Annotated in this window: 23 protein-coding genes; all 23 read left to right on the top strand. The window is 46.0% G+C overall.

All coding sequences use genetic code 11. From position 1 onward, the window contains the following. Positions 1–161 precede the first annotated feature (161 nt). The 23 genes from M1D67_RS20205 to M1D67_RS20095 all read left to right on the top strand — a co-directional run bounded on the left by M1D67_RS20205 (position 162) and on the right by M1D67_RS20095 (position 19,895). Positions 162–605 (top strand): GNAT family N-acetyltransferase, encoded by a 444-nt coding sequence (locus M1D67_RS20205; protein WP_023857076.1) that lies wholly within the window; start codon positions 162–164, stop codon positions 603–605. 157 nt (positions 606–762) lie between these two features. Then, positions 763–1,806, top strand: coding sequence for an L-threonylcarbamoyladenylate synthase (locus M1D67_RS20200; protein WP_023857077.1), 1,044 nt, complete (start codon positions 763–765; stop codon positions 1,804–1,806). Between the two features lie 74 nt (positions 1,807–1,880). Continuing rightward, positions 1,881–2,441, top strand: coding sequence for a manganese efflux pump MntP (locus M1D67_RS20195; RefSeq protein ID WP_023857078.1), 561 nt, complete (start codon positions 1,881–1,883; stop codon positions 2,439–2,441). 150 nt (positions 2,442–2,591) lie between these two features. After that, entirely contained in the window at positions 2,592–3,047 is a 456-nt protein-coding gene (locus M1D67_RS20190; protein ID WP_023857079.1) for a low molecular weight protein arginine phosphatase, read from the top strand. A gap of 137 nt (positions 3,048–3,184) precedes the next feature. Beyond that, positions 3,185–3,634, top strand: a complete 450-nt coding sequence (gene rpiB / locus M1D67_RS20185; RefSeq protein WP_020453266.1) for a ribose 5-phosphate isomerase B — start codon at positions 3,185–3,187, stop codon at positions 3,632–3,634. Positions 3,635–3,649: 15 nt separating this feature from the next. Further along, positions 3,650–4,192, top strand: coding sequence for a TIGR01440 family protein (locus M1D67_RS20180; RefSeq protein ID WP_020453265.1), 543 nt, complete (start codon positions 3,650–3,652; stop codon positions 4,190–4,192). 227 nt (positions 4,193–4,419) lie between these two features. Further along, the gene (gene glyA / locus M1D67_RS20175; RefSeq protein ID WP_025810647.1) at positions 4,420–5,667 is read left to right on the top strand and encodes a serine hydroxymethyltransferase; all 1,248 of its coding nucleotides are present in this window, start codon (positions 4,420–4,422) and stop codon (positions 5,665–5,667) included. A gap of 127 nt (positions 5,668–5,794) precedes the next feature. Further along, positions 5,795–6,424 (top strand): uracil phosphoribosyltransferase, encoded by a 630-nt coding sequence (gene upp, locus M1D67_RS20170; protein WP_020453263.1) that lies wholly within the window; start codon positions 5,795–5,797, stop codon positions 6,422–6,424. A gap of 400 nt (positions 6,425–6,824) precedes the next feature. Continuing rightward, entirely contained in the window at positions 6,825–7,208 is a 384-nt protein-coding gene (locus M1D67_RS20165) for an ATP synthase subunit I (RefSeq protein ID WP_020453262.1), read from the top strand. 7 nt (positions 7,209–7,215) lie between these two features. Then, complete coding sequence (gene atpB / locus M1D67_RS20160) at positions 7,216–7,947, top strand: F0F1 ATP synthase subunit A (RefSeq protein ID WP_023857083.1); 732 nt, start codon at positions 7,216–7,218, stop codon at positions 7,945–7,947. Between the two features lie 49 nt (positions 7,948–7,996). Beyond that, positions 7,997–8,209, top strand: a complete 213-nt coding sequence (gene atpE, locus M1D67_RS20155; protein ID WP_020453260.1) for a F0F1 ATP synthase subunit C — start codon at positions 7,997–7,999, stop codon at positions 8,207–8,209. A gap of 174 nt (positions 8,210–8,383) precedes the next feature. After that, positions 8,384–8,902 (top strand): F0F1 ATP synthase subunit B, encoded by a 519-nt coding sequence (gene atpF / locus M1D67_RS20150; RefSeq protein WP_020453259.1) that lies wholly within the window; start codon positions 8,384–8,386, stop codon positions 8,900–8,902. Then, positions 8,899–9,453, top strand: coding sequence for a F0F1 ATP synthase subunit delta (locus M1D67_RS20145; protein ID WP_020453258.1), 555 nt, complete (start codon positions 8,899–8,901; stop codon positions 9,451–9,453). The genes atpF and M1D67_RS20145 overlap by 4 nt, the downstream gene beginning before the upstream one ends. 7 nt (positions 9,454–9,460) lie before the next feature. Continuing rightward, the gene (gene atpA, locus M1D67_RS20140) at positions 9,461–10,969 is read left to right on the top strand and encodes a F0F1 ATP synthase subunit alpha (protein ID WP_020453257.1); all 1,509 of its coding nucleotides are present in this window, start codon (positions 9,461–9,463) and stop codon (positions 10,967–10,969) included. 88 nt (positions 10,970–11,057) lie between these two features. Beyond that, positions 11,058–11,912, top strand: a complete 855-nt coding sequence (gene atpG / locus M1D67_RS20135) for an ATP synthase F1 subunit gamma (RefSeq protein ID WP_020453256.1) — start codon at positions 11,058–11,060, stop codon at positions 11,910–11,912. Positions 11,913–11,937: 25 nt separating this feature from the next. Continuing rightward, on the top strand, positions 11,938–13,359 hold the full coding sequence (gene atpD, locus M1D67_RS20130) for a F0F1 ATP synthase subunit beta (RefSeq protein WP_020453255.1): 1,422 nt from the start codon (positions 11,938–11,940) through the stop codon (positions 13,357–13,359). 23 nt (positions 13,360–13,382) lie between these two features. Next, positions 13,383–13,778 carry a F0F1 ATP synthase subunit epsilon gene (locus M1D67_RS20125; protein WP_020453254.1) on the top strand — a complete coding sequence of 132 codons (396 nt, stop codon included), beginning with the start codon at positions 13,383–13,385 and terminating at the stop codon, positions 13,776–13,778. A gap of 382 nt (positions 13,779–14,160) precedes the next feature. Further along, the gene (locus tag M1D67_RS20120) at positions 14,161–14,394 is read left to right on the top strand and encodes a DUF1146 family protein (protein WP_003186001.1); all 234 of its coding nucleotides are present in this window, start codon (positions 14,161–14,163) and stop codon (positions 14,392–14,394) included. 136 nt (positions 14,395–14,530) lie between these two features. Further along, positions 14,531–15,274: a YwmB family TATA-box binding protein gene (locus tag M1D67_RS20115; RefSeq protein ID WP_105979552.1), complete on the top strand. Its 744-nt coding sequence runs from the start codon at positions 14,531–14,533 to the stop codon at positions 15,272–15,274. Positions 15,275–15,306: 32 nt separating this feature from the next. Beyond that, complete coding sequence (gene murA / locus M1D67_RS20110; protein WP_023857084.1) at positions 15,307–16,617, top strand: UDP-N-acetylglucosamine 1-carboxyvinyltransferase; 1,311 nt, start codon at positions 15,307–15,309, stop codon at positions 16,615–16,617. 196 nt (positions 16,618–16,813) lie between these two features. Then, positions 16,814–17,830: a stage II sporulation protein D gene (gene spoIID / locus M1D67_RS20105; protein ID WP_023857085.1), complete on the top strand. Its 1,017-nt coding sequence runs from the start codon at positions 16,814–16,816 to the stop codon at positions 17,828–17,830. Positions 17,831–18,145: 315 nt separating this feature from the next. Beyond that, positions 18,146–18,832, top strand: a complete 687-nt coding sequence (locus tag M1D67_RS20100) for a VWA domain-containing protein (RefSeq protein ID WP_023857087.1) — start codon at positions 18,146–18,148, stop codon at positions 18,830–18,832. 370 nt (positions 18,833–19,202) lie between these two features. Next, positions 19,203–19,895 carry a VWA domain-containing protein gene (locus tag M1D67_RS20095; protein ID WP_023857089.1) on the top strand — a complete coding sequence of 231 codons (693 nt, stop codon included), beginning with the start codon at positions 19,203–19,205 and terminating at the stop codon, positions 19,893–19,895. Positions 19,896–19,938: the final 43 nt, after the last annotated feature.

The following is a 19,938-nucleotide window of genomic DNA, read 5'->3' as shown; positions in this document are numbered from 1 at the left end:
TCTTATCACCAGTACAGAGTTCATTTGCATACTCATTCAAAGCATTAGTTCCTGCTAATCAAAATTGAAAAATGAATTGCCGGCTTTCTTCCAAATCAAAAGGTATATTTTACTGTCGCCCTCATAGATTGGATAGAGAAGTTAAAAAACGGGGTGAAAAGATGTTCTACCAATTGAGGTTAGCGGAAATGAAAGACATGAATGCGATCGAAGCGTTTTTAAAAAAGGCGGGGACAAGCCATAAAGGCATTGAGGAAGCGAAGAGCCAGTTTATCATGATGGAAGACCCTCCCGATGAAATCGTCGCCTGCCTCGGAATGGAGGAATTTGAAAACAAAAAAGGGCTGCTGCGCTCGCTTGTCGTGTCTGACAAGCTCAGCCAGGGCCACATCGTTTCCCTGTTTCAAAGCATGCAGGTATTGTGTGAAAAGCGGGGAATCCAAACCCTGTATTTAGTTGCCAATAAACGAACATCGATGGATTTCCTTGAAGTGCTCGGTTTTAAACAAGCTGCGGCAATTCCGGAAGAGCTTGATGGATCAGAGCATGTTTCAGACTCGTTGAGCGTAAACGGAGCCGTTTTGATGGAGAAAACGTCTAATTAGCCGTTAACTTATACACAGAGATATCCACGGATTCAAAAGCGTTATCCACAAAATGTGGACAACGCTTGTTTTCTTTTTCTTCATCTTTTATACTTTCAACAGGATTTACATGAATGATTAACGTTTTTAGTGTTTTGTTAAGGGAGTTTTGATGTTAATGAAAACAAAAGTATGGACTGTGGATGTAAAACGTGATTTGTCCACAAACTGTCCACAAATTGCACAAGCGGCAAGACTGCTCAAGCAAAATGAAACGGTTGCTTTTCCGACAGAGACGGTTTACGGTCTTGGTGCAAACGCCAAACACAGCGAAGCAGTAGCTAAAATATACGAAGCGAAAGGGCGTCCGAGCGACAATCCGCTCATTGTCCACATCGCTGAAATTGAACAGCTCGGAGAATTTGCAGAGGTTGATTCGCCTCAGGCCGAAATGCTGATGAAGCGTTTTTGGCCCGGACCGCTGACCCTTGTGCTGCCTTGCAGACCCGGGGTGTTATCCACAAAGGTGACGGCGGGGCTCGATACGGTCGCGGTCAGAATGCCTGATCATCCTGTTGCCCTTGAGCTGATTAGACAGGCCGGCGTTCCGGTGGCCGCCCCGAGCGCCAATCTGTCCGGGAAACCGAGTCCGACGAAAGCCGAGCATGTCGTTCACGATTTAAATGGAAGGATTGCAGGTATCGTTGACGGCGGTCCTACAGGAGTAGGGGTTGAATCAACAGTTGTTTCATGCACCGGGGAAATTCCGGTCATTTTGAGGCCGGGCGGCGTCACAAAAGAGCAGCTCGAAGAAGCGGCCGGCTCTGTCTTGATTGACCAGGGCCTCACCGACGAAAAAAAGGCGCCGATGTCTCCCGGGATGAAATATACGCATTATGCACCGGAAGCCCCGCTTGCCATTGTGAACGGAAGCGTTGAAGATATTCAACGGCTGATCGGCCAATATCAGAAAGACGGCATGAAAGTCGGCGTCCTTACGACAGAGGAACGGGCCGGTGCCTATCAGGCGGATGCCGTCCGCATCTGCGGCAGAAGAGACCGTCTTGAAACGGTTGCCGCCGGTTTGTATGACATTCTCCGCAGCTTTGACGAAGAACAGCTCGATTTTATTTTTGCTGAGTCTTTCCCTGAGGAAGGGGTGGGCCGGGCGATTATGAACCGGCTCTTGAAAGCGGCAGGCCATCGCGTAATCGAAGCGTAGCCTAAGCAGGGTTGTTCTATCCGCCTTTGGACGTGCATAAGCTAGAAAAGCTGGCGTGTCCAAGGGGGAATTGCATGAATGTTGATGTGTTAATAGGCGAAATCCTGACGCTCTCGATCATGGCTTTTGCACTCGGCATGGATGCCTTTTCAGTCGGTCTTGGAATGGGAATGGCCAAGCTGAAAAGGAACCAAATCTTTCAAATCGGCGTCATTATTGGATTGTTCCATGTCATCATGCCGCTTGGCGGTATGATTGCGGGACAGTTTCTTTCGGGCGCGCTTGGTGCGCTTGCGGGGTATCTTGGAGGAGCGCTTTTATTGGTGCTGGGCATTCAGATGATTGCCGCATCTTTTAATAAAAGCGGGGAGCAGATCATCTCTCCGCACGGCTTCGGCTTATTCATTTTTGCCGTCGGCGTCAGCCTCGACAGCTTTTCAGTCGGTCTCAGCCTCGGCCTCTACGGGACGAAACCGCTATTAACGATCTTTTTGTTCGGTTTGTTCAGCATGGTGTTAACTTGGGCGGGTCTGCTGCTTGGAAAAAAGGTTCAAACGTGGCTTGGAGCTTACAGCGAAGCGCTCGGAGGAGCCATCCTACTGAGCTTCGGCCTGAAGCTTTTGCTGCCCATTTAATTGAAAGAGGAGAAAATCTTTTTCCCGCTTTGCATAACATAATGAAACTTAGAAAAAGAGGGGAGAGATCCTCTCTTTTTTGATTTCTGGAGCGGATTTTATTATTTTCCGGCTGAATCCTTTATAATATGAACAAAGGAGTGAACAGGATTGAACATACTATTTGTCTGTACTGGAAATACGTGCCGCAGCCCGATGGCGGAAGCGCTTTTTAAATCTGCGGCTGCCGAAAAAAAACTGGATGTCTCCGTCAAATCTGCCGGGTTGTTTGCTCCTGAAAACGGAAAAGCTTCTTTATATGCAGTCGAAGCGCTTTTTGAAAAAAACATCGCTCTGAATCATACATCTTCACAGCTTTCCGAGGAGAAGGTTGAATGGGCGGATCTCGTGTTGACGATGACGGAGCAGCACAAACAGGTGGCAGTACATGAATTTTCAAAGAGCCGAGATAAAATCTATACGCTGAAAGAGTATGTCAAAGGAGAAAGCGGGGACATCATTGACCCGTTCGGCGGATCTCTCAGCGACTATCAAAAAACGAGAGATGAGCTGGAGCAGCTGCTGAAAAAATTGGCAGAAATGCTGGCGGGAAAATCTCGGGAATAGAAGCTAAGGAGCGTTTGCAAATCGAGCGGCAGCGGGTACAATAGACATGATCAATCAGAAATATATAGCGGCTGTATACTGCTTAACGGTCTGCACGAGACTTTTGGCGGCACATCAAACGAGGAGGAGTCATTCCAATGAAAGTAATCATTGCTTCAGATCACGGCGGAATCAATATCAGAAAAGAAATTATGGCATTGATGGATGAATTGAACATCGAATACGAAGATTACGGCTGCGAATGCGGTTCAGGATCTGTGGACTACCCGGATTATGCGTTTCCGGTCGCGCAAAAAGTGGCGGACGGGGAAGCTGACAGAGGCATTTTAATATGCGGAACAGGAATCGGCATGAGCATTTCCGCCAATAAAGTAAAAGGCATCCGCTGCGCCCTTGTCCACGACGTTTTCAGCGCGAAAATGACAAGAGAGCACAATGACACGAATGTTCTTGCGATGGGTGAACGGGTGATCGGCCCTGGTTTAGCGAGAGAGATTGCAAAGGTTTGGCTTACGACTGAGTTTTCAGCCGGGCGGCACGCTGTCCGCATCGGAAAAATCGCCGATTATGAAGACAAGCATGAATAAAGGGTGTCGTCAATCATGAAGAATCTCGAACAAACATGGCGTTCTATATTAGATGAATTTCATCAGCAGGCAAATTTACGCGACGGCCACATCGTCGTCATCGGATGCAGCACAAGCGAGGTGGCCGGAAGGCGAATCGGCACTTCGGGAAGCGGACAAATCGCTGAAGCGGTCTACAAAGGCTTAGAAGAGCTCAGGGATCAAACAGGAGTCGCCCTTGCTTTTCAATGCTGCGAGCATTTAAACAGGGCGTTGGTTGTCGAGGAAGAAACGGCGAAAGCATACCGTCTTCCCGTTGTTTTTGCTGTTCCTGTTCCGAAAGCGGGGGGTTCCATGGCTTCATATGCCTATCAACATATGAAGGCTCCTGTCCTTGTTGAACAAATAGAGGCCGATGCGGGGATCGACATCGGCGACACGTTTATAGGGATGCATTTAAAGCCTGTGGCCGTTCCTGTCCGCGTCTCTCAAAAACAGCTGGGTGAAGCGCATGTGACGCTTGCGCGGACAAGGCCGAAGCTGATTGGAGGCGTTCGCGCCGTCTATGAAGCGGAGTAGCGGAAGAAGCGGGGGGGAAGAGCCGGACAGGCTTTTTTTCTTTATTAAAATAATTTTTTGAACAAATGATATGTCGAACTATATGATTTGTCTATTCGTTTAATATTCGGTTTTTCCAATAATAAAAAACGATTTTTAAAAATAATCTCTTACATTTGCATGAAAAACCGTGTACAATGAGATGGTATAATTAACGAAATGGAAACAGATAGGAGAGGATCTCGCTGATGAAACATTTACCTGCGCAAGATGAACAAGTTTTTAGCGCCATTCAAGATGAGCGGAAACGTCAACAGTCGAAGATTGAGCTGATCGCTTCTGAAAACTTTGTAAGCGAAGCGGTTATGGAAGCTCAAGGCTCGGTTTTAACAAATAAATATGCGGAAGGATATCCTGGTAAACGCTACTACGGCGGATGTGAGCACGTAGATGTCGCAGAGGATATCGCGCGCGACCGCGCCAAGCAGATTTTCGGCGCCGAGCACGTCAACGTTCAGCCGCATTCCGGCGCACAAGCGAACATGGCGGTATACTTCACGATTTTAGAGCACGGTGACACCGTATTGGGAATGAACCTTGCTCACGGCGGACATTTAACGCACGGCAGCCCTGTCAACTTCAGCGGTGTTCAGTACAATTTCGTTGAATACGGTGTTGATAAAGAGACGCAGTATATTGACTACGAAGATGTACGTGAAAAAGCGCTTAAACATAAGCCTAAGCTGATCGTGGCCGGGGCAAGCGCGTATCCGCGCACCATCGATTTTAAAAAGTTCCGCGAAATCGCTGATGAAGTCGGAGCCTATGTGATGGTAGACATGGCGCATATCGCCGGACTTGTAGCAGCAGGTCTTCACCCGAATCCTGTTCCTTACTCTGACTTTGTGACGACGACAACTCATAAAACGCTTCGCGGACCGCGCGGCGGCATGATTCTTTGCCGTGAAGAGTTTGCAAAGCAAATCGACAAGTCGATCTTCCCTGGAATTCAAGGCGGACCGTTAATGCACGTGATCGCTGCAAAGGCTGTTTCCTTTGGCGAAGCTTTAAAAGACGAATTCAAAACATACGCCCAAAATGTCATCAATAATGCGAAGCACTTGGCTGAAACATTGAAAAAAGAGGGCATCGAGCTCGTATCAGGCGGAACGGATAACCATCTTGTGCTGGTCGACCTGCGCTCTCTCGGCATGACCGGAAAAGTGGCTGAAAATGTTCTTGATGAAGTCGGCATCACCGTCAACAAAAACGCGATTCCTTATGATCCTGAAAAACCTTTCGTAACGAGCGGAATCCGCGTAGGTACAGCAGCCGTGACAAGCCGCGGCTTTGATCTGGAAGCGATCGAAGAAGTGGGAGCGATCATCGCGCTTGCCCTTAAAAACCATGAAGACGAAGCGAAGCTGGAAGAAGCAAAACAGCGCGTAGAAGCGCTGACAAGCAAATACCCGTTATATACCGGGCTTGATTACTAAGATATTTGTGCCGCTCCCAAAAGGGGCGGCTTTTTTCATAAAATTGTCTCCTGATTTTTGTTGAAACAAGCTGTTTTTTTATGTAGAATCAATAGAAGTGTGTGAAAAAAAGGAGCTGAAAACGGATATGGGAAAGGTATATGTGTTTGACCACCCTCTTATACAGCATAAGCTTACATACATCCGGGATGTAGAGACCGGAACAAAAGAATTCAGAGAGCTTGTTGATGAGGTTGCAACGCTGATGGCATTTGAGATTACGCGGGACCTGCCGCTGGAGGAAGTGAATGTAGAAACTCCTGTGCAAATGGCAAAGTCAAACGTCATCGCCGGAAAAAAACTCGGGGTTGTTCCGATTCTAAGAGCGGGACTGGGAATGGTAGACGGAATTTTGAAGCTGATTCCCGCTGCAAAAGTCGGACATGTCGGGCTTTACCGTGATCCTGAAACATTGAAGCCTGTTGAATATTATGTCAAGCTTCCATCCGATGTTGAAGAACGCGAATTCATCGTCGTCGATCCGATGCTGGCTACCGGAGGTTCGGCGGTAGAGGCACTGAACAGCTTGAAGAAACGCGGCGCAAAAAATATCCGTTTTATGTGTCTGATCGCTGCTCCGGAAGGTGTAGACGAAGTTCAGAAGCATCATCCTGATGTTGACATTTACATTGCCGCTTTGGATGAGAAACTAAATGAAAAAGGATATATCGTTCCCGGATTGGGCGACGCCGGAGACCGCATGTTCGGAACGAAATAATGTAAGAAAATCCTGAAAAAGGGTTTTCTTTTTTTGTGTTTTATACCATAATTAAACATGTGTGCGTCTTAAATGGGGCAAATTTGTGAACATTTTGTGAGAGACGCTGTGATTATGAATAGTTTTTTAACTTTAAACAGATTGACACCTCAGGGGGGCTATTGTATGCTAAAATAGGCTATTATGATAAGGTTTTCATAGCGGTTATCATAATGACCAGTCCTCTGTTAAAATCCTTTGAAAACCCCATATTTGCAGGCGACAGACAGATCACCGGCCCGAGAATTTTCGGAGTGTGTGAAGTCTTGAACAGAACACTACGTTCTGTAAAATGGTCAGACCGCCTAGTTTACCGTAATCGTAAGATAGATTTAAAATTTTCACATCAGGAGCGTATTTGATGACCGATGCGAGTCTTTCATTCCGTAGGCAACAAAAATATGTCCTATATATTTTAGCAGTCTGCGTGTTAGGCTATGGATTTCTGCCATTTCAGGCGATTTTTTTAGGCCTGATTACCGGCACTGTTTTCAGCTATTTCAATCTCTGGCTGCTGACCAAAAGGATGCAGGCCTTCGATAAAGCAGTGGCAAAAGGCAAAATGATCCGTTCTCTCGGGACTGCTTCCAGATTGTGCAACGCCATTATCGCGGCGGCCATTGCTTATAAATACCCTGAATATATTCATTTGGCAGGCGTCATTGTGGGGTTGATGACAATTTATCCTGTCATTATGATAGATTCCTTTATCCAGCTAAAACGTTCATCAATGGAAGAGAGGTGAAGACCCTTTGCACGAATCAAGAGTTGTTAACTTTTTAGGCCTTAACTTTGATGTATCAAGTATCTTAATGATTACTGTGACAAGCATCATCGTCTTTCTGATAGCGGTGCTGACCACAAGAACACTCGCGATCCGGCCGACGAAAGCCCAGAACTTTATGGAGTGGATTGTCGACTTTGTTCGCAATATTATCGGCAGCACAATGGATCTTAAAGTCGGCAGAGACTTTCTCGCCCTTGGCATAACCCTGCTGATGTACATATTTGTTGCCAACATGCTCGGCCTTCCGTTTTCCATTACAGTAGGCCATGAATTATGGTGGAAATCCCCGACAGCCGATCCGGCGGTTACTTTAACCCTCGCCGTCATGGTAGTAGGCCTCACTCATTACTACGGAGTGAAAAGAAAAGGGTTGGGGGAGTATACCAAAGATTTCTTCAGACCAATTCCGTATTTAGTGCCGCTCAAAATTATTGAAGAATTTGCGAATACATTAACATTGGGATTGCGTCTTTACGGTAATATTTTCGCCGGCGAAATTCTGCTCGGCCTTCTTGCCGGAATGGCAACCAACTTCTATTCTCAAAGCATTTTCATGGGGCTGGTTGGAACCATTGGAGCGGTTGTGCCGATGATCTTATGGCAGGCGTTCAGCTTGTTCGTAGGTACAATCCAGGCATTCATCTTCACGATGTTAACAATGGTTTACATGTCTCACAAAGTAAGTCATGAACACTAAAAACAAGACATATCCGAAAAGGATAACAATTTAAAGGAGGAACTTTTTCATGAATTTAATAGCAGCTGCAATCGCAATTGGATTAGGTGCACTTGGTGCAGGTATTGGTAACGGACTTATCGTATCACGTACAGTAGAAGGAATCGCACGTCAGCCTGAGGCTGGTAAAGAATTAAGAACGCTTATGTTCATCGGGGTAGCATTGGTTGAGGCCCTTCCGATTATCGCTGTTGTTATCGCGTTCTTAGCATTCTTCGGCTAAAAACTTATATAACTAGTAAAATGGCGAAGATCACTGCAAGAGGCCTTCGCCATTGCTTTATGGTTGCTTGAACTGTCATAACGGCCGGAAGAAACAACCTCTTGAAAAAAGAGGGAGAACATTTTTTCGATGGCCTCGGAGAGATAATCTGCAAGAAGGGAGTTGCCGTATTCGATGTCTTTTTTACCACAGGTTATGGGTGCAGGAGTAGGGTTTAATGCCGGAACAATGCTGTTCCAGCTTGTTGCCATGCTGATTTTGTTAGCGCTCTTGAAGAAATACGCTTTAGGGCCGCTATTAAATATAATGAAAGAGCGTGAAGACTACATTACCGGAGAGATTTCCTCTGCCGAGAAAAAGAATGAAGAAGCGAAGAAGCTCATTGAAGAGCAGCAGGCGCTTTTGAAAGAAGCGCGTGAAGAATCCCATTCTCTGATTGAAAACGCGAAAAAACTGGGAGAACAGCAAAAGGATGAAATCATCAAGGCTGCGCGCCAGGAAGCAGAACGCATGAAAGAATCAGCCAGAAGCGAGATCGTCAAAGAAAGAGACCAGGCTGTCAGCGCGCTGCGCGAGCAGGTTGCATCACTGTCTGTGATGATCGCTTCGAAAGTGATCGAAAAAGAGCTTGACGAACAAGCCCAGGAAAAATTGATCCAAGACTATCTTAAAGAAGTGGGAGAAAGCCGATGAGCCAATCAGCTGTCTCCAAACGCTACGCAGCCGCTTTGTTTGACATTGCCCTTGAATCCAAGAAGGTCAATGAAATAGAAGAAGAGCTGACCGTCGTTAAGAAGATATTTATTGATCATAAAGACCTCAATGCCGTTCTAAGTCATCCTAAAGTGCCCGCTGAAAAGAAAAAGCAGATTTTAAAAGACTCGTTCGGATCTGTTTCGACTGCAGTCTTACATACGCTTTATCTTCTCGTTGACCGCAGCCGCACGTCAATCGTCCCGGATCTCGCGGACGATTATGTTAAAATGGCGAACCGGTTCCGCGGGACGGAAGACGCGATCGTATACTCTGTAAAACCGCTCAGCGAAGAGGAAATTTCCTCTTTTTCTCAAGTGTTTGCAAAAGAAGCAGGCGCCGCTTCACTGCGCGTCAGAAACGAAGTGAATCCGGATCTGATCGGCGGAGTAAAAATCCGCATCGGGAACCGTATTTATGACGGCAGTGTAAGAGGAAAGCTTGACCGGATAGAACGTCAATTAGCAGGCGAAAATCGAAAGAAGGGGTGAAACCTAAGTGAGCATCAAAGCTGAAGAAATTAGCACTCTTATTAAACAGCAAATTGAAAATTATCAGTCTGAAATAGAAGTTCACGACGTAGGTACGGTAATTCAGGTCGGTGACGGTATCGCACGCGTGCACGGCCTTGATAACTGTATGGCAGGTGAGCTTGTCGAATTTTCAAACGGTGTGCTGGGCTTAGCTCAGAACCTTGAAGAATCAAACGTAGGTATCGTTATTTTGGGACCTTACAAAGACATCCGTGAAGGTGACGAAGTCAAAAGAACCGGACGGATCATGGAAGTTCCCGTCGGTGAAGAGCTTCTCGGCCGCGTTGTCAATCCGCTCGGTCAGCCTGTAGACGGAATGGGCCCGGTTCTCACAAGCAAAACCCGTCCGATCGAAAGCCCGGCACCTGGTGTTATGGATCGTAAATCCGTTCATGAACCGCTTCAAACGGGAATTAAGCCGATCGATGCGCTGATTCCTATCGGCCGCGGTCAGCGTGAGCTGATCATCGGTGACCGTCAGACGGGTAAAACATCGATTGCGATTGACACGATCTTGAACCAAAGAGATCAGGACATGATTTGTATCTATGTTGCGATCGGTCAGAAAGAATCGACTGTTCGCGGTGTCGTTGAAACGCTGCGCAAAAAAGGCGCTCTTGACTATACCATCGTTGTCACAGCTTCCGCTTCACAGCCTGCACCGCTATTGTATCTAGCGCCGTATGCGGGTGTTACGATGGGTGAAGAATTCATGTACAACGGAAAACACGTGCTGGTTGTGTATGACGACCTTTCAAAACAAGCGACGGCTTATCGTGAACTTTCCTTGCTTCTGCGCCGTCCTCCAGGCCGTGAAGCATTCCCTGGAGATGTATTCTACCTGCACTCCCGCTTGCTTGAGCGCGCTGCGAAACTGAGCGACGCTAAAGGCGGAGGATCTTTAACAGCATTGCCGTTTGTTGAAACGCAGGCTGGCGACATTTCAGCCTATATTCCGACAAACGTCATCTCAATCACAGACGGACAGATCTTCCTGCAGTCTGATTTGTTCTTCTCAGGCGTGCGCCCTGCCGTCAACCCTGGATTATCGGTATCCCGTGTCGGCGGATCTGCGCAAATCAAAGCGATGAAGAAAGTAGCCGGTACGCTTCGTCTTGACTTGGCATCTTATCGCGAGCTTGAGTCATTTGCACAGTTCGGATCTGACCTTGATAAAGCGACGCAGGCCAAGCTGAACCGTGGAGCCCGTACAGTGGAAGTTCTGAAACAGGATCTGAACCAGCCGCTCCGCGTCGAAAAGCAGGTTGCCATTCTTTATGCCCTGACCCGCGGATTCCTTGATGATGTGCCTGTAGAGGACATCAGACGCTTTGAAGAAGAGTTCTTTATGTACCTTGATCAAAACCATAAAGATCTCCTTGATTCAATTGCTCAGACAGGAAACCTTCCGGCCGACGAGGACATGAAGGCTGCGATCGAAGGCTTTAAACGTACGTTTGCACCTAGCAACTAAACATTTGAAGTGAGAAAAAGATCTTCTTTTTCTCTCTTTTTCACGTAAATTCGGAGTGAATTTGAAAACAAAAAGGTGGTGAAACCTTTTGGCCTCATTACGGGATATTAAATCCAGAATTACTTCAAATAAAAAAACGAGTCAAATCACCAAAGCTCAGCAAATGGTTTCTGCCTCAAAGCTGAACCGCGCTGAGAGTAAAGCGAAATCGTTCGTTCCATACATGGAGAAAATGCAGGAAGTCGTTGCTGATATTGCGCTTGGATACACCGGAACGCATCCGATGATGTCGAGCCGTCCCGTGAAGCGGACCGGCTATCTGGTCATCACATCTGACCGCGGACTTGCCGGTGCTTTTAACGCTAACGTTCTCCGCAAAGCGTACCAGAAAATCCAGGAGCGCCATCAGTCAAAAGACGAATATGCGGTCATCGCGATCGGAAAAATGGGACGCGAGTTCTTCAAAAAACGCGGCATCCCGGTTATTTCCGAAATGACCGGCATCAGGGACGAAGTTTCCTTTCCAGAAATTAAGGATTTGGCGAACAGTACGATACAAATGTTTATCGATGAGACATTTGATGAACTTTACTTGTTCTACAACCACTTTGTCAGCGCGATTTCTCAAGAGGTGACGGAGAAAAAGCTGCTGCCATTATCAGATATCGCGCCAAACAAAAAAAGAACTTCCTATGAATTTGAACCGGACGAAGAAGAAATTTTGGAAGTGCTTCTGCCTCAGTACGCTGAGAGCTTGATTTTCGGCGCGATTCTGGACAGTAAAGCGAGTGAACATGCTGCGCGGATGACAGCGATGAAAAACGCAACGGACAATGCGAAAGAGCTTATCGCTGACCTCGAACTGTCTTACAACCGTGCTCGTCAGGCGGCGATTACGCAGGAGATTACGGAAATTGTCGGCGGTGCAGCTGCCTTAGAATAGAAAAAGCTTGTCAGGAGGGATAGAGATGAAAAAAGGACGCGTTAGCCAGGTATTGGGACCGGTCGTAGACGTTCGTTTTGAAGACGGTCACTTGCCTGAAATATATAATGCGATTAAAGTTACACATAAAGCGCAGAACGAGAATGAAGTAGATATCGAACTTACCCTTGAAGTAGCGCTTCACTTGGGTGATGATTCAGTTCGGACGATTGCAATGGCTTCAACTGACGGTGTTACACGCGGAATGGAAGCCATCGACCTGGGAGAGCCGATCTCCGTTCCGGTCGGAAACGTGACACTCGGCCGCGTATTTAATGTACTCGGGGAAAACATCGATTTGGATGAGCCGCTTCCGGCTGATGCTGCCAAAGATCCGATTCACAGAGAAGCTCCAACATTTGATCAGCTATCAACCGAGGTTGAAATCTTAGAGACGGGTATTAAAGTCGTCGACTTGCTCGCTCCATATATTAAAGGCGGAAAAATCGGTCTTTTCGGAGGAGCGGGAGTTGGAAAAACCGTCTTGATTCAGGAGCTAATCAACAACATCGCTCAAGAGCACGGCGGTATCTCTGTATTCGCGGGTGTCGGCGAGCGTACGCGTGAAGGAAACGACCTTTACTATGAAATGAAAGATTCCGGCGTTATCGGCAAAACGGCAATGGTCTTCGGTCAGATGAACGAGCCGCCTGGTGCGCGGATGCGCGTTGCCTTGACAGGACTTACAATGGCAGAGCATTTCCGTGATAAAGAAGGCCAGGACGTATTGTTCTTTATCGATAACATCTTCCGATTCACTCAAGCCGGATCTGAAGTATCTGCACTTCTTGGACGCATGCCGTCTGCGGTTGGTTATCAGCCGACGCTTGCAACTGAAATGGGTCAGCTTCAGGAACGGATCACTTCTACAAATGTCGGTTCCGTTACATCGATTCAGGCGATCTACGTTCCTGCCGATGACTATACTGACCCGGCACCGGCAACAACGTTCGCTCACTTGGATGCGACAACAAACCTTGAGCGTAAGCTGTCTGAAATGGGTATTTACCCTGCGGTTGACCCTCTGGCTTCAACTTCTCGTGCACTTGCGCCAGAAATCGTCGGAGAAGAGCACTATCAAGTGGCCCGCCAAGTACAGCAAATCCTGCAGCGCTATAAAGAGCTTCAGGATATCATTGCGATTCTCGGTATGGATGAGCTTTCTGACGATGATAAGCTTGTCGTCAGCCGTGCGCGCCGCGTACAGTTCTTCCTATCGCAAAACTTCCACGTAGCTGAACAGTTTACAGGACAAAAAGGTTCTTACGTTCCTGTCAAAGAAACGGTAAAAGGCTTTAAAGAAATCCTTGAAGGTAAGTATGATCACCTTCCAGAGGACGCTTTCCGTCTTGTCGGCCGAATCGAAGAAGTTGTCGAAAAAGCGAAAGAAATGGGTGTAGAAGTATAATCTGGTCCTAGGAGGGTAAAAGCATGAAGACCTTAAAAGTCAATATCGTTACTCCCGACGGCCCAGTATACGATGCGGATATAGAAATGGTAAGCGTTCGAGCAGAGAGCGGTGAGCTTGGTATTTTACCCGGCCATATTCCGACGGTTGCTCCGCTAAAAATTGCTGCAGTCCGTCTGAAAAAAGACGGTCAAACTGAGCTGGTTGCCGTCAGCGGGGGCATAGTTGAAGTCCGCCCTGACCATGTCACCATTCTGGCCCAGACGGCGGAAACATCTGAACAAATTGACAAAGAACGCGCCTTGGCCGCAAAACGGCGTGCCGAGGAACGTTTGCAAAAGCATACGCCAGATGTTGACATTATTCGGGCAGAGCTTGCTTTAAAACGCGCGATTAACCGGTTGGATGTTGCGAGATAAAGATGAGGATCCTTCCCATATTAAGGATGGGAAGGGTTCTTTTATATTCATGATTAAACAGAATTGAAAATGTTAAAAAAAGTTCATAAATTGTTCGCCTTTTTAGTTTGAATCTATCTATAATACAAAATAGTAAGCTATGTTCTCTTCCGCCAGAAAGAGGATGTAAGACATTCAAGCAAACTCCTCAACATTGGCCTCAGGCAACAGAGGATCACTCCATCTATGGGAAAAAGTTCTATCCATGAACGTCTTAACATGAAACATCAAAACTGTTAAAATGACTTGAAATGACCGGCATTATTCCTTTATCCCACAGCAGAAGAGACTAGGCAGGCCGGAGCCACCAAACCGGCTGGAACGTAAGGAGGCGTCATCAATAATGGAAGAGATCGGACAACAGGCTGCTGTCAGTATCATCGTTCATCTTTTTTTTATTGCATTGACTTGGTGGGCTCTTCTGGCGGTCAATATTGATCCGCTTATCAGGAAAGGAAAAGTCATTCAGGCGAGGGTGTTAATGATCATCATTACAATCGCCGTCGGCTCCACCGTCAGCAATTTTTTCCTGGACTATCTTTATTATTCCAGACAGCTTCAAAATTTATTTTCATGATTGAGTAAAAGAATTTTTGGGAATGGACAAATGTGGGTAACGCCGCATTCCGCAAAATCACCGGGGGACCTTGTTTTTCCACGTATGCTTTTCCTACGATCCGTCAACAATGGAGAGTAGGAGAGGATGATGCGGAATGAAGACAAAACAAACGGTTAATGCCCTCATTTTTATTGTGGTTTTATTTTTAATTGTTCATGTCTTTCAATCGCTTGAAGCAGCGGGCAATACGCCGCTGGAACAGCTGGCGGAAGGTTTGAGCCGCCATGATGTCGAGCTTGAAGAATGGACCCTGCACACAAAAAAGCAGCTTACCCTAAGTGAAAAAGATTTTTTTGCAAAACTGAAACATTTCAAGAAACAGCATCGACAATATCAATGGACTATAACGCGGGGAGACGATGATACAGTTAAAGCAACAGGTGTTTTTCAGGACAAAAAAAATCACATCAATTCCAAAATACATTTGGTATCCACCCACAAAAACCAGAGACTTGTTTCGTATTTATTGTATGAGCAAAAAGGCGCGGGACCACGGGAAAACTGGAATACTACATATAAGCAGTTTGAACGGGATGCATTCGACATAATGCGAGAAAAGACCGCAATTTTTACTTGTCTAAAGGGCCATTTAAATGGTATGATGAATGTTGTTTTGCAAAAAAAAGCAAATGAACTAGTACATGAATTTGATGCAAAGTCAGTTGAAGATTTAATCGAACCAAATTTCGTTTCTATTTCTGCTTACACTAACGAGTGGAAAGAATCCATCAAGACAGAAAAACACCGTATGAATCTGCAAGTCTCGCTTAGAAATGCGGGAATGGGCGAAAAACTTACCGTCACGGTTGGCACACCAATCGTCACGACTGAATATTAATATAGAGAAATTGGGACGCGGAGGGGAATACCTTGGAAAAAATCATCGTCCGCGGCGGTCGAAAGTTAAACGGCACAGTCAAAGTTGAAGGAGCAAAAAATGCCGTTTTACCAGTTATCGCTGCATCTTTATTAGCCAGTGAAGAAAAAAGCGTAATATGTGATGTGCCTACGCTCTCCGATGTATATACGATTAACGAAGTGTTACGTCATTTAGGCGCAAGTGTACATTTTGAAAATAATACAGTAACGGTTGATGCATCTCGCACTTTGTCTACGGAAGCTCCGTTTGAATATGTTCGTAAAATGCGCGCATCTGTATTGGTGATGGGTCCGCTTCTTGCTCGCACAGGTCACTCGAGAGTGGCTTTGCCTGGAGGATGTGCAATCGGTTCAAGACCGATCGATCAGCATCTGAAAGGCTTTGAAGCAATGGGCGCAAAAATTAAAGTCGGAAACGGCTTTATTGAAGCGACTGTAGAAGGCCGCCTTCAAGGCGCAAAAATTTATCTTGATTTTCCTAGTGTCGGAGCAACTGAAAACCTGATCATGGCTGCAGCTTTGGCTGAGGGCACGACAACGCTCGAAAATGCTGCTAAAGAGCCTGAAATCGTTGATCTGGCTAACTATATCAATGCAATGGGCGGTAAAATTCGGGGTGCCGGTACAGGCACCATTAAAATTGAAGGCGTTAAGGCGCTTCATGGTACAAAACATACCATTATTCCTGACCGGATCGAGGCGGGTACGTTCATGGTTGCCGCTGCGATTACCGAAGGGAACGTACTGGTAAAGGGAGCGGTTCCTGAGCACTTAACATCTTTAATTGCGAAAATGGAAGAAATGGGCGTTCAAATCATGGAAGAAGGAGACGGTCTTCGGATCATCGGTCCTTCTGAATTGAAGCCTATTGATTTAAAAACAATGCCACATCCAGGTTTCCCGACTGATATGCAGTCTCAGATGATGGCTCTTTTGATGCGCGCAAATGGAACCAGCATGATCACAGAAACCGTCTTTGAGAACCGCTTCATGCATGCGGAAGAATTCCGCCGTATGAACGGAGATATTAAAATCGAAGGCCGTTCTGTCATTATTAATGGTCCTGTGCAGCTTCAAGGTGCTGAGGTGGCCGCAACGGATCTTCGCGCCGGCGCAGCTCTTATCCTTGCTGGCCTTGTCGCTGACGGTCATACGCGCGTAACCGAATTAAAACATTTAGACCGGGGATATGTCAACTTCCACCAAAAACTTGCCGGTATCGGTGCTGATATTGAGCGCGTTAACGATGAAGAAGCGGTTCATATTGAAAATAAAGAAGTTGTATCCGATTTAAACGCATAAATCAACGTGAAATCAGTATGTCATCCGGCATACTGATTTTTATGTTTCAAGTATTCTATATCAGTATGCCTCCCATATCTATCATTATGCACAAGAATGGCTTTTAAAATACGCAGCCGCAGTTGAAAAGTACAGTCATATTAGCTTGTCCCCGCCCATAAAATGAAAGAGACAAAACAGAAATGGGGGCACTGATTTGAAACAGCTATTTATTGTACTAGCAGGAATCTGCATGCTGATTTTACTCATACCAACACTGCTTGTCCTCCCTTTTCACGGGGGACCGGGGGCAATCAAAACAGAAAAGCACGCTCAGCAACACGAGGAAAAAAAGAAAGTCACCTTAAAAGAGTCTCCCGTTTCAATTCCGGTCTACAGAACGGCTGACCGGAAAGTTGAAGACATTCCGCTTGAAGAGTATGTCATTGGTGTCGTTGCTTCGGAAATGCCGGCTGATTTCGATATCGAAGCTTTGAAAGCACAAGCGCTCGCGGCCCGCACATATATTGTGAGGCAAATGGTATCAGAGCAGGCTGTCCGATCGCCGAAGGGCTCGCTCGTCGATGATACGCAGATGTTCCAGGTGTATAAAAACAAAGAAGAGCTCCGCAGGCTGTGGAAGAAAGATTACGATTGGAAAATCAAAAAAGTGACCGAAGCTGTCGCCAGTACGCAAGGCAAAATTTTAACCTATGATCATAAGCCAATTGACGCTTCGTTTTTCTCGACGAGCAACGGGTACACCGAGAATGCGGGGGCTTATTGGACAAGTGATATTCCGTACCTGCAAAGCGTGAAAAGCTCCTGGGACACAAAGTCGCCGAAATTCCTGAACCACAAAACGTTTACTGTCACTGAATTTGAACAAAAGCTCGGCGTGAAGCTGCCCAGCTCAAACAGCATTGGGAAGATCACTGAAAGAACGCCGGGAAAACGCGTAGCGACTGCTGTCATTAATGGAAAGAAGCTTGAGGGAAGAGATATTCGTGAAAAGCTCGGCCTCAAATCGGCAGACTTTGATTGGAAACGCGACGGGAATCAGATTACCGTCACGACGAGGGGTTTTGGACATGGAGTAGGAATGAGCCAATACGGCGCACATTATATGGCGAAAGACGGCAAGAAAGCGGAAGCCATCGTCAAGTATTATTACAAAGGAACAGCCGTATCCAATGCTGATGAATTTTTAAATAAATACATGGCGAAAAAATAATAAAGAGACGTCTGCCTCATTGGCGGCGTCTTTTGAATGTCATCAAATTTGGCATTCTTATGAAGTTGATGTACGCCAAAATATTATACAAATATTTCAAGAATCATGTGCCGGAGGGCTTGCTGAACAGCGTCAAAAGGCCGTGAATCTCTTGTCAATATAAGGGTTCACAGGCTATAAAGTCTATTTTATCTGCTTGTTGTATGCTGAAATGAATAACGAGGAAAAGGAGACATGCCCTATTTATTTCTCCCTGGTGTTCTTCTACGATATTAATGTGTTAACGACTTTATTTAAGAAAGGGGAAAGGGAGAAATGAAGAAGAAGCTGACATTAGGGATTTTGACCGCTATGGTTCTTAGCCTTGGTTCACCTGCTTTCGCAGCTGAGAAAAAACAGGAGGTAACAGTTGCTGAAGATTCGCCTAACATCGCGATTATGCTTGATGCAAGCGGCAGTATGGCTAAAAAGATCGGCGGAGTCTCAAAATACGAGCTTGCCAAAAATGAGGCGTTCAGCTTTGGTTCAAAGCTTGAAAATGCAAACGTGCTCATGAGGGTTTTCGGTTCAGAGGGAAACAATAAAAACTCCGGAAAAGTACAATCCTGCAATGCAATCAGAGGAGTGTACGGATTCCAAACGTATGACGAGCAAAGCTTCCGCAATTCATTAAACGGCATCGGACCGACTGGATGGACACCGATCGCAAACGCGCTGCAAGATGCCAAAAACGCGCTTGACCAGCAGAACAACAACGGGAAAAACGTCGTCTATCTGCTGACAGACGGTGAGGAAACATGTGGAGGCAACCCGGTAAAAGTCGCAACAGAACTGCGCAAATCTAATGCGGTTGTCAACGTAATCGGCTTTGATTATGAAGGAGATTTTCACGGACAATTGACAAGCATCGCAGCAGCTGGCGGCGGTGAATATTTCCAAGCAAAAACCAAAAATGACATCAAAAGAATTTTCACTCAGGAAGCAATCGAGCTTTCTAAATAAACTGGAAAAAAGCTGTGGACATGTTTCCGCAGCTTTCCTTTTTTGATGAAAAGATTGTCAAAAGTCAAGTAAAACACTTTACAAATATTAAGTTATTGTTTCAGAACGTTGAACCCCGCTGAATCCTTTGGAGGGGTAATTTGTCGTAACTGTTGTTTTATTGGGACGAAAACGGTCTTTTAGCGGACTTTTTTGGTAGGACTTAAGTGGAAGTGTCGGTCGATTATCGTAAGGATTATGAAGAATTTGTGAATTTGAAAAGGAGATCCGGCCTATTTATTTCTATCAAGCCTTCTTTTACGATGTTGGTGGACTAGATCTCATGCGGAAGTTCGGTCCGAAAAAAAGTGCGGAAAGGAAAGTGAGAAAGGTGAAAAAAAGGTTTACTCTGTTAACAACGTTCACCATGCTTTTGTCATTGGCTCCGGCTGCTGCTTTCGCGGCTGAAGACGGAAATGCGGACAACAGCAAAAAAGATGTCAATGTTGCAGTTGTGCTTGATGCAAGCGGCAGCATGGCACAAAAGGTTGAAGGAGAAAGAAAATTTGATATTGCCAAAGAATCCGTAACCGACTTTGCTGACCTGCTTTCAAGCGATGCGAATGTTATGCTGAATGTGTTCGGACATAAAGGCAACAATAAAAACTCCGGAAAAGAACTATCTTGCGGTACGACGGAAACCGTCTATGATCTGCAGCCGTTTTCTTCCAACTCGTTCGAAAACGCTTTAAGCGGAATTAAGCCTACAGGCTGGTCTCCGATTGCAAAATCTCTTTATGATGTAAAAGAAGATCTTGCCGATAAAGATGGTAAGAATTATGTTTACATCGTGACAGACGGTGAAGAAACATGCGGAGGAGACCCTGTTCAGGCAGCGAAAGATCTGCGCAAATCCAACATTAAAACAATCGTCAACATTGTTGGACTTGATGTGAAAACCGTGAAAGAAAAAGCTAAGCTTAAAAAAGTAGCTGCTGCTGGCGGCGGAAAATTGATTGAAGCCGACTCAGCTTCTGATTTTAAAAAGGTATGGAAAGAAGAAGGCGTAAAACTGTCTCAGTAACTCCGTACGAGAGCGGGACGGCCGCAGTGCCGTCCCGACCTTC

Source organism: Bacillus sp. PK6-025 (assembly GCF_056530265.1).
Note: the sequence above shows the minus strand (reverse complement) of the source record. Positions and strands in the feature narration are given on the sequence as shown.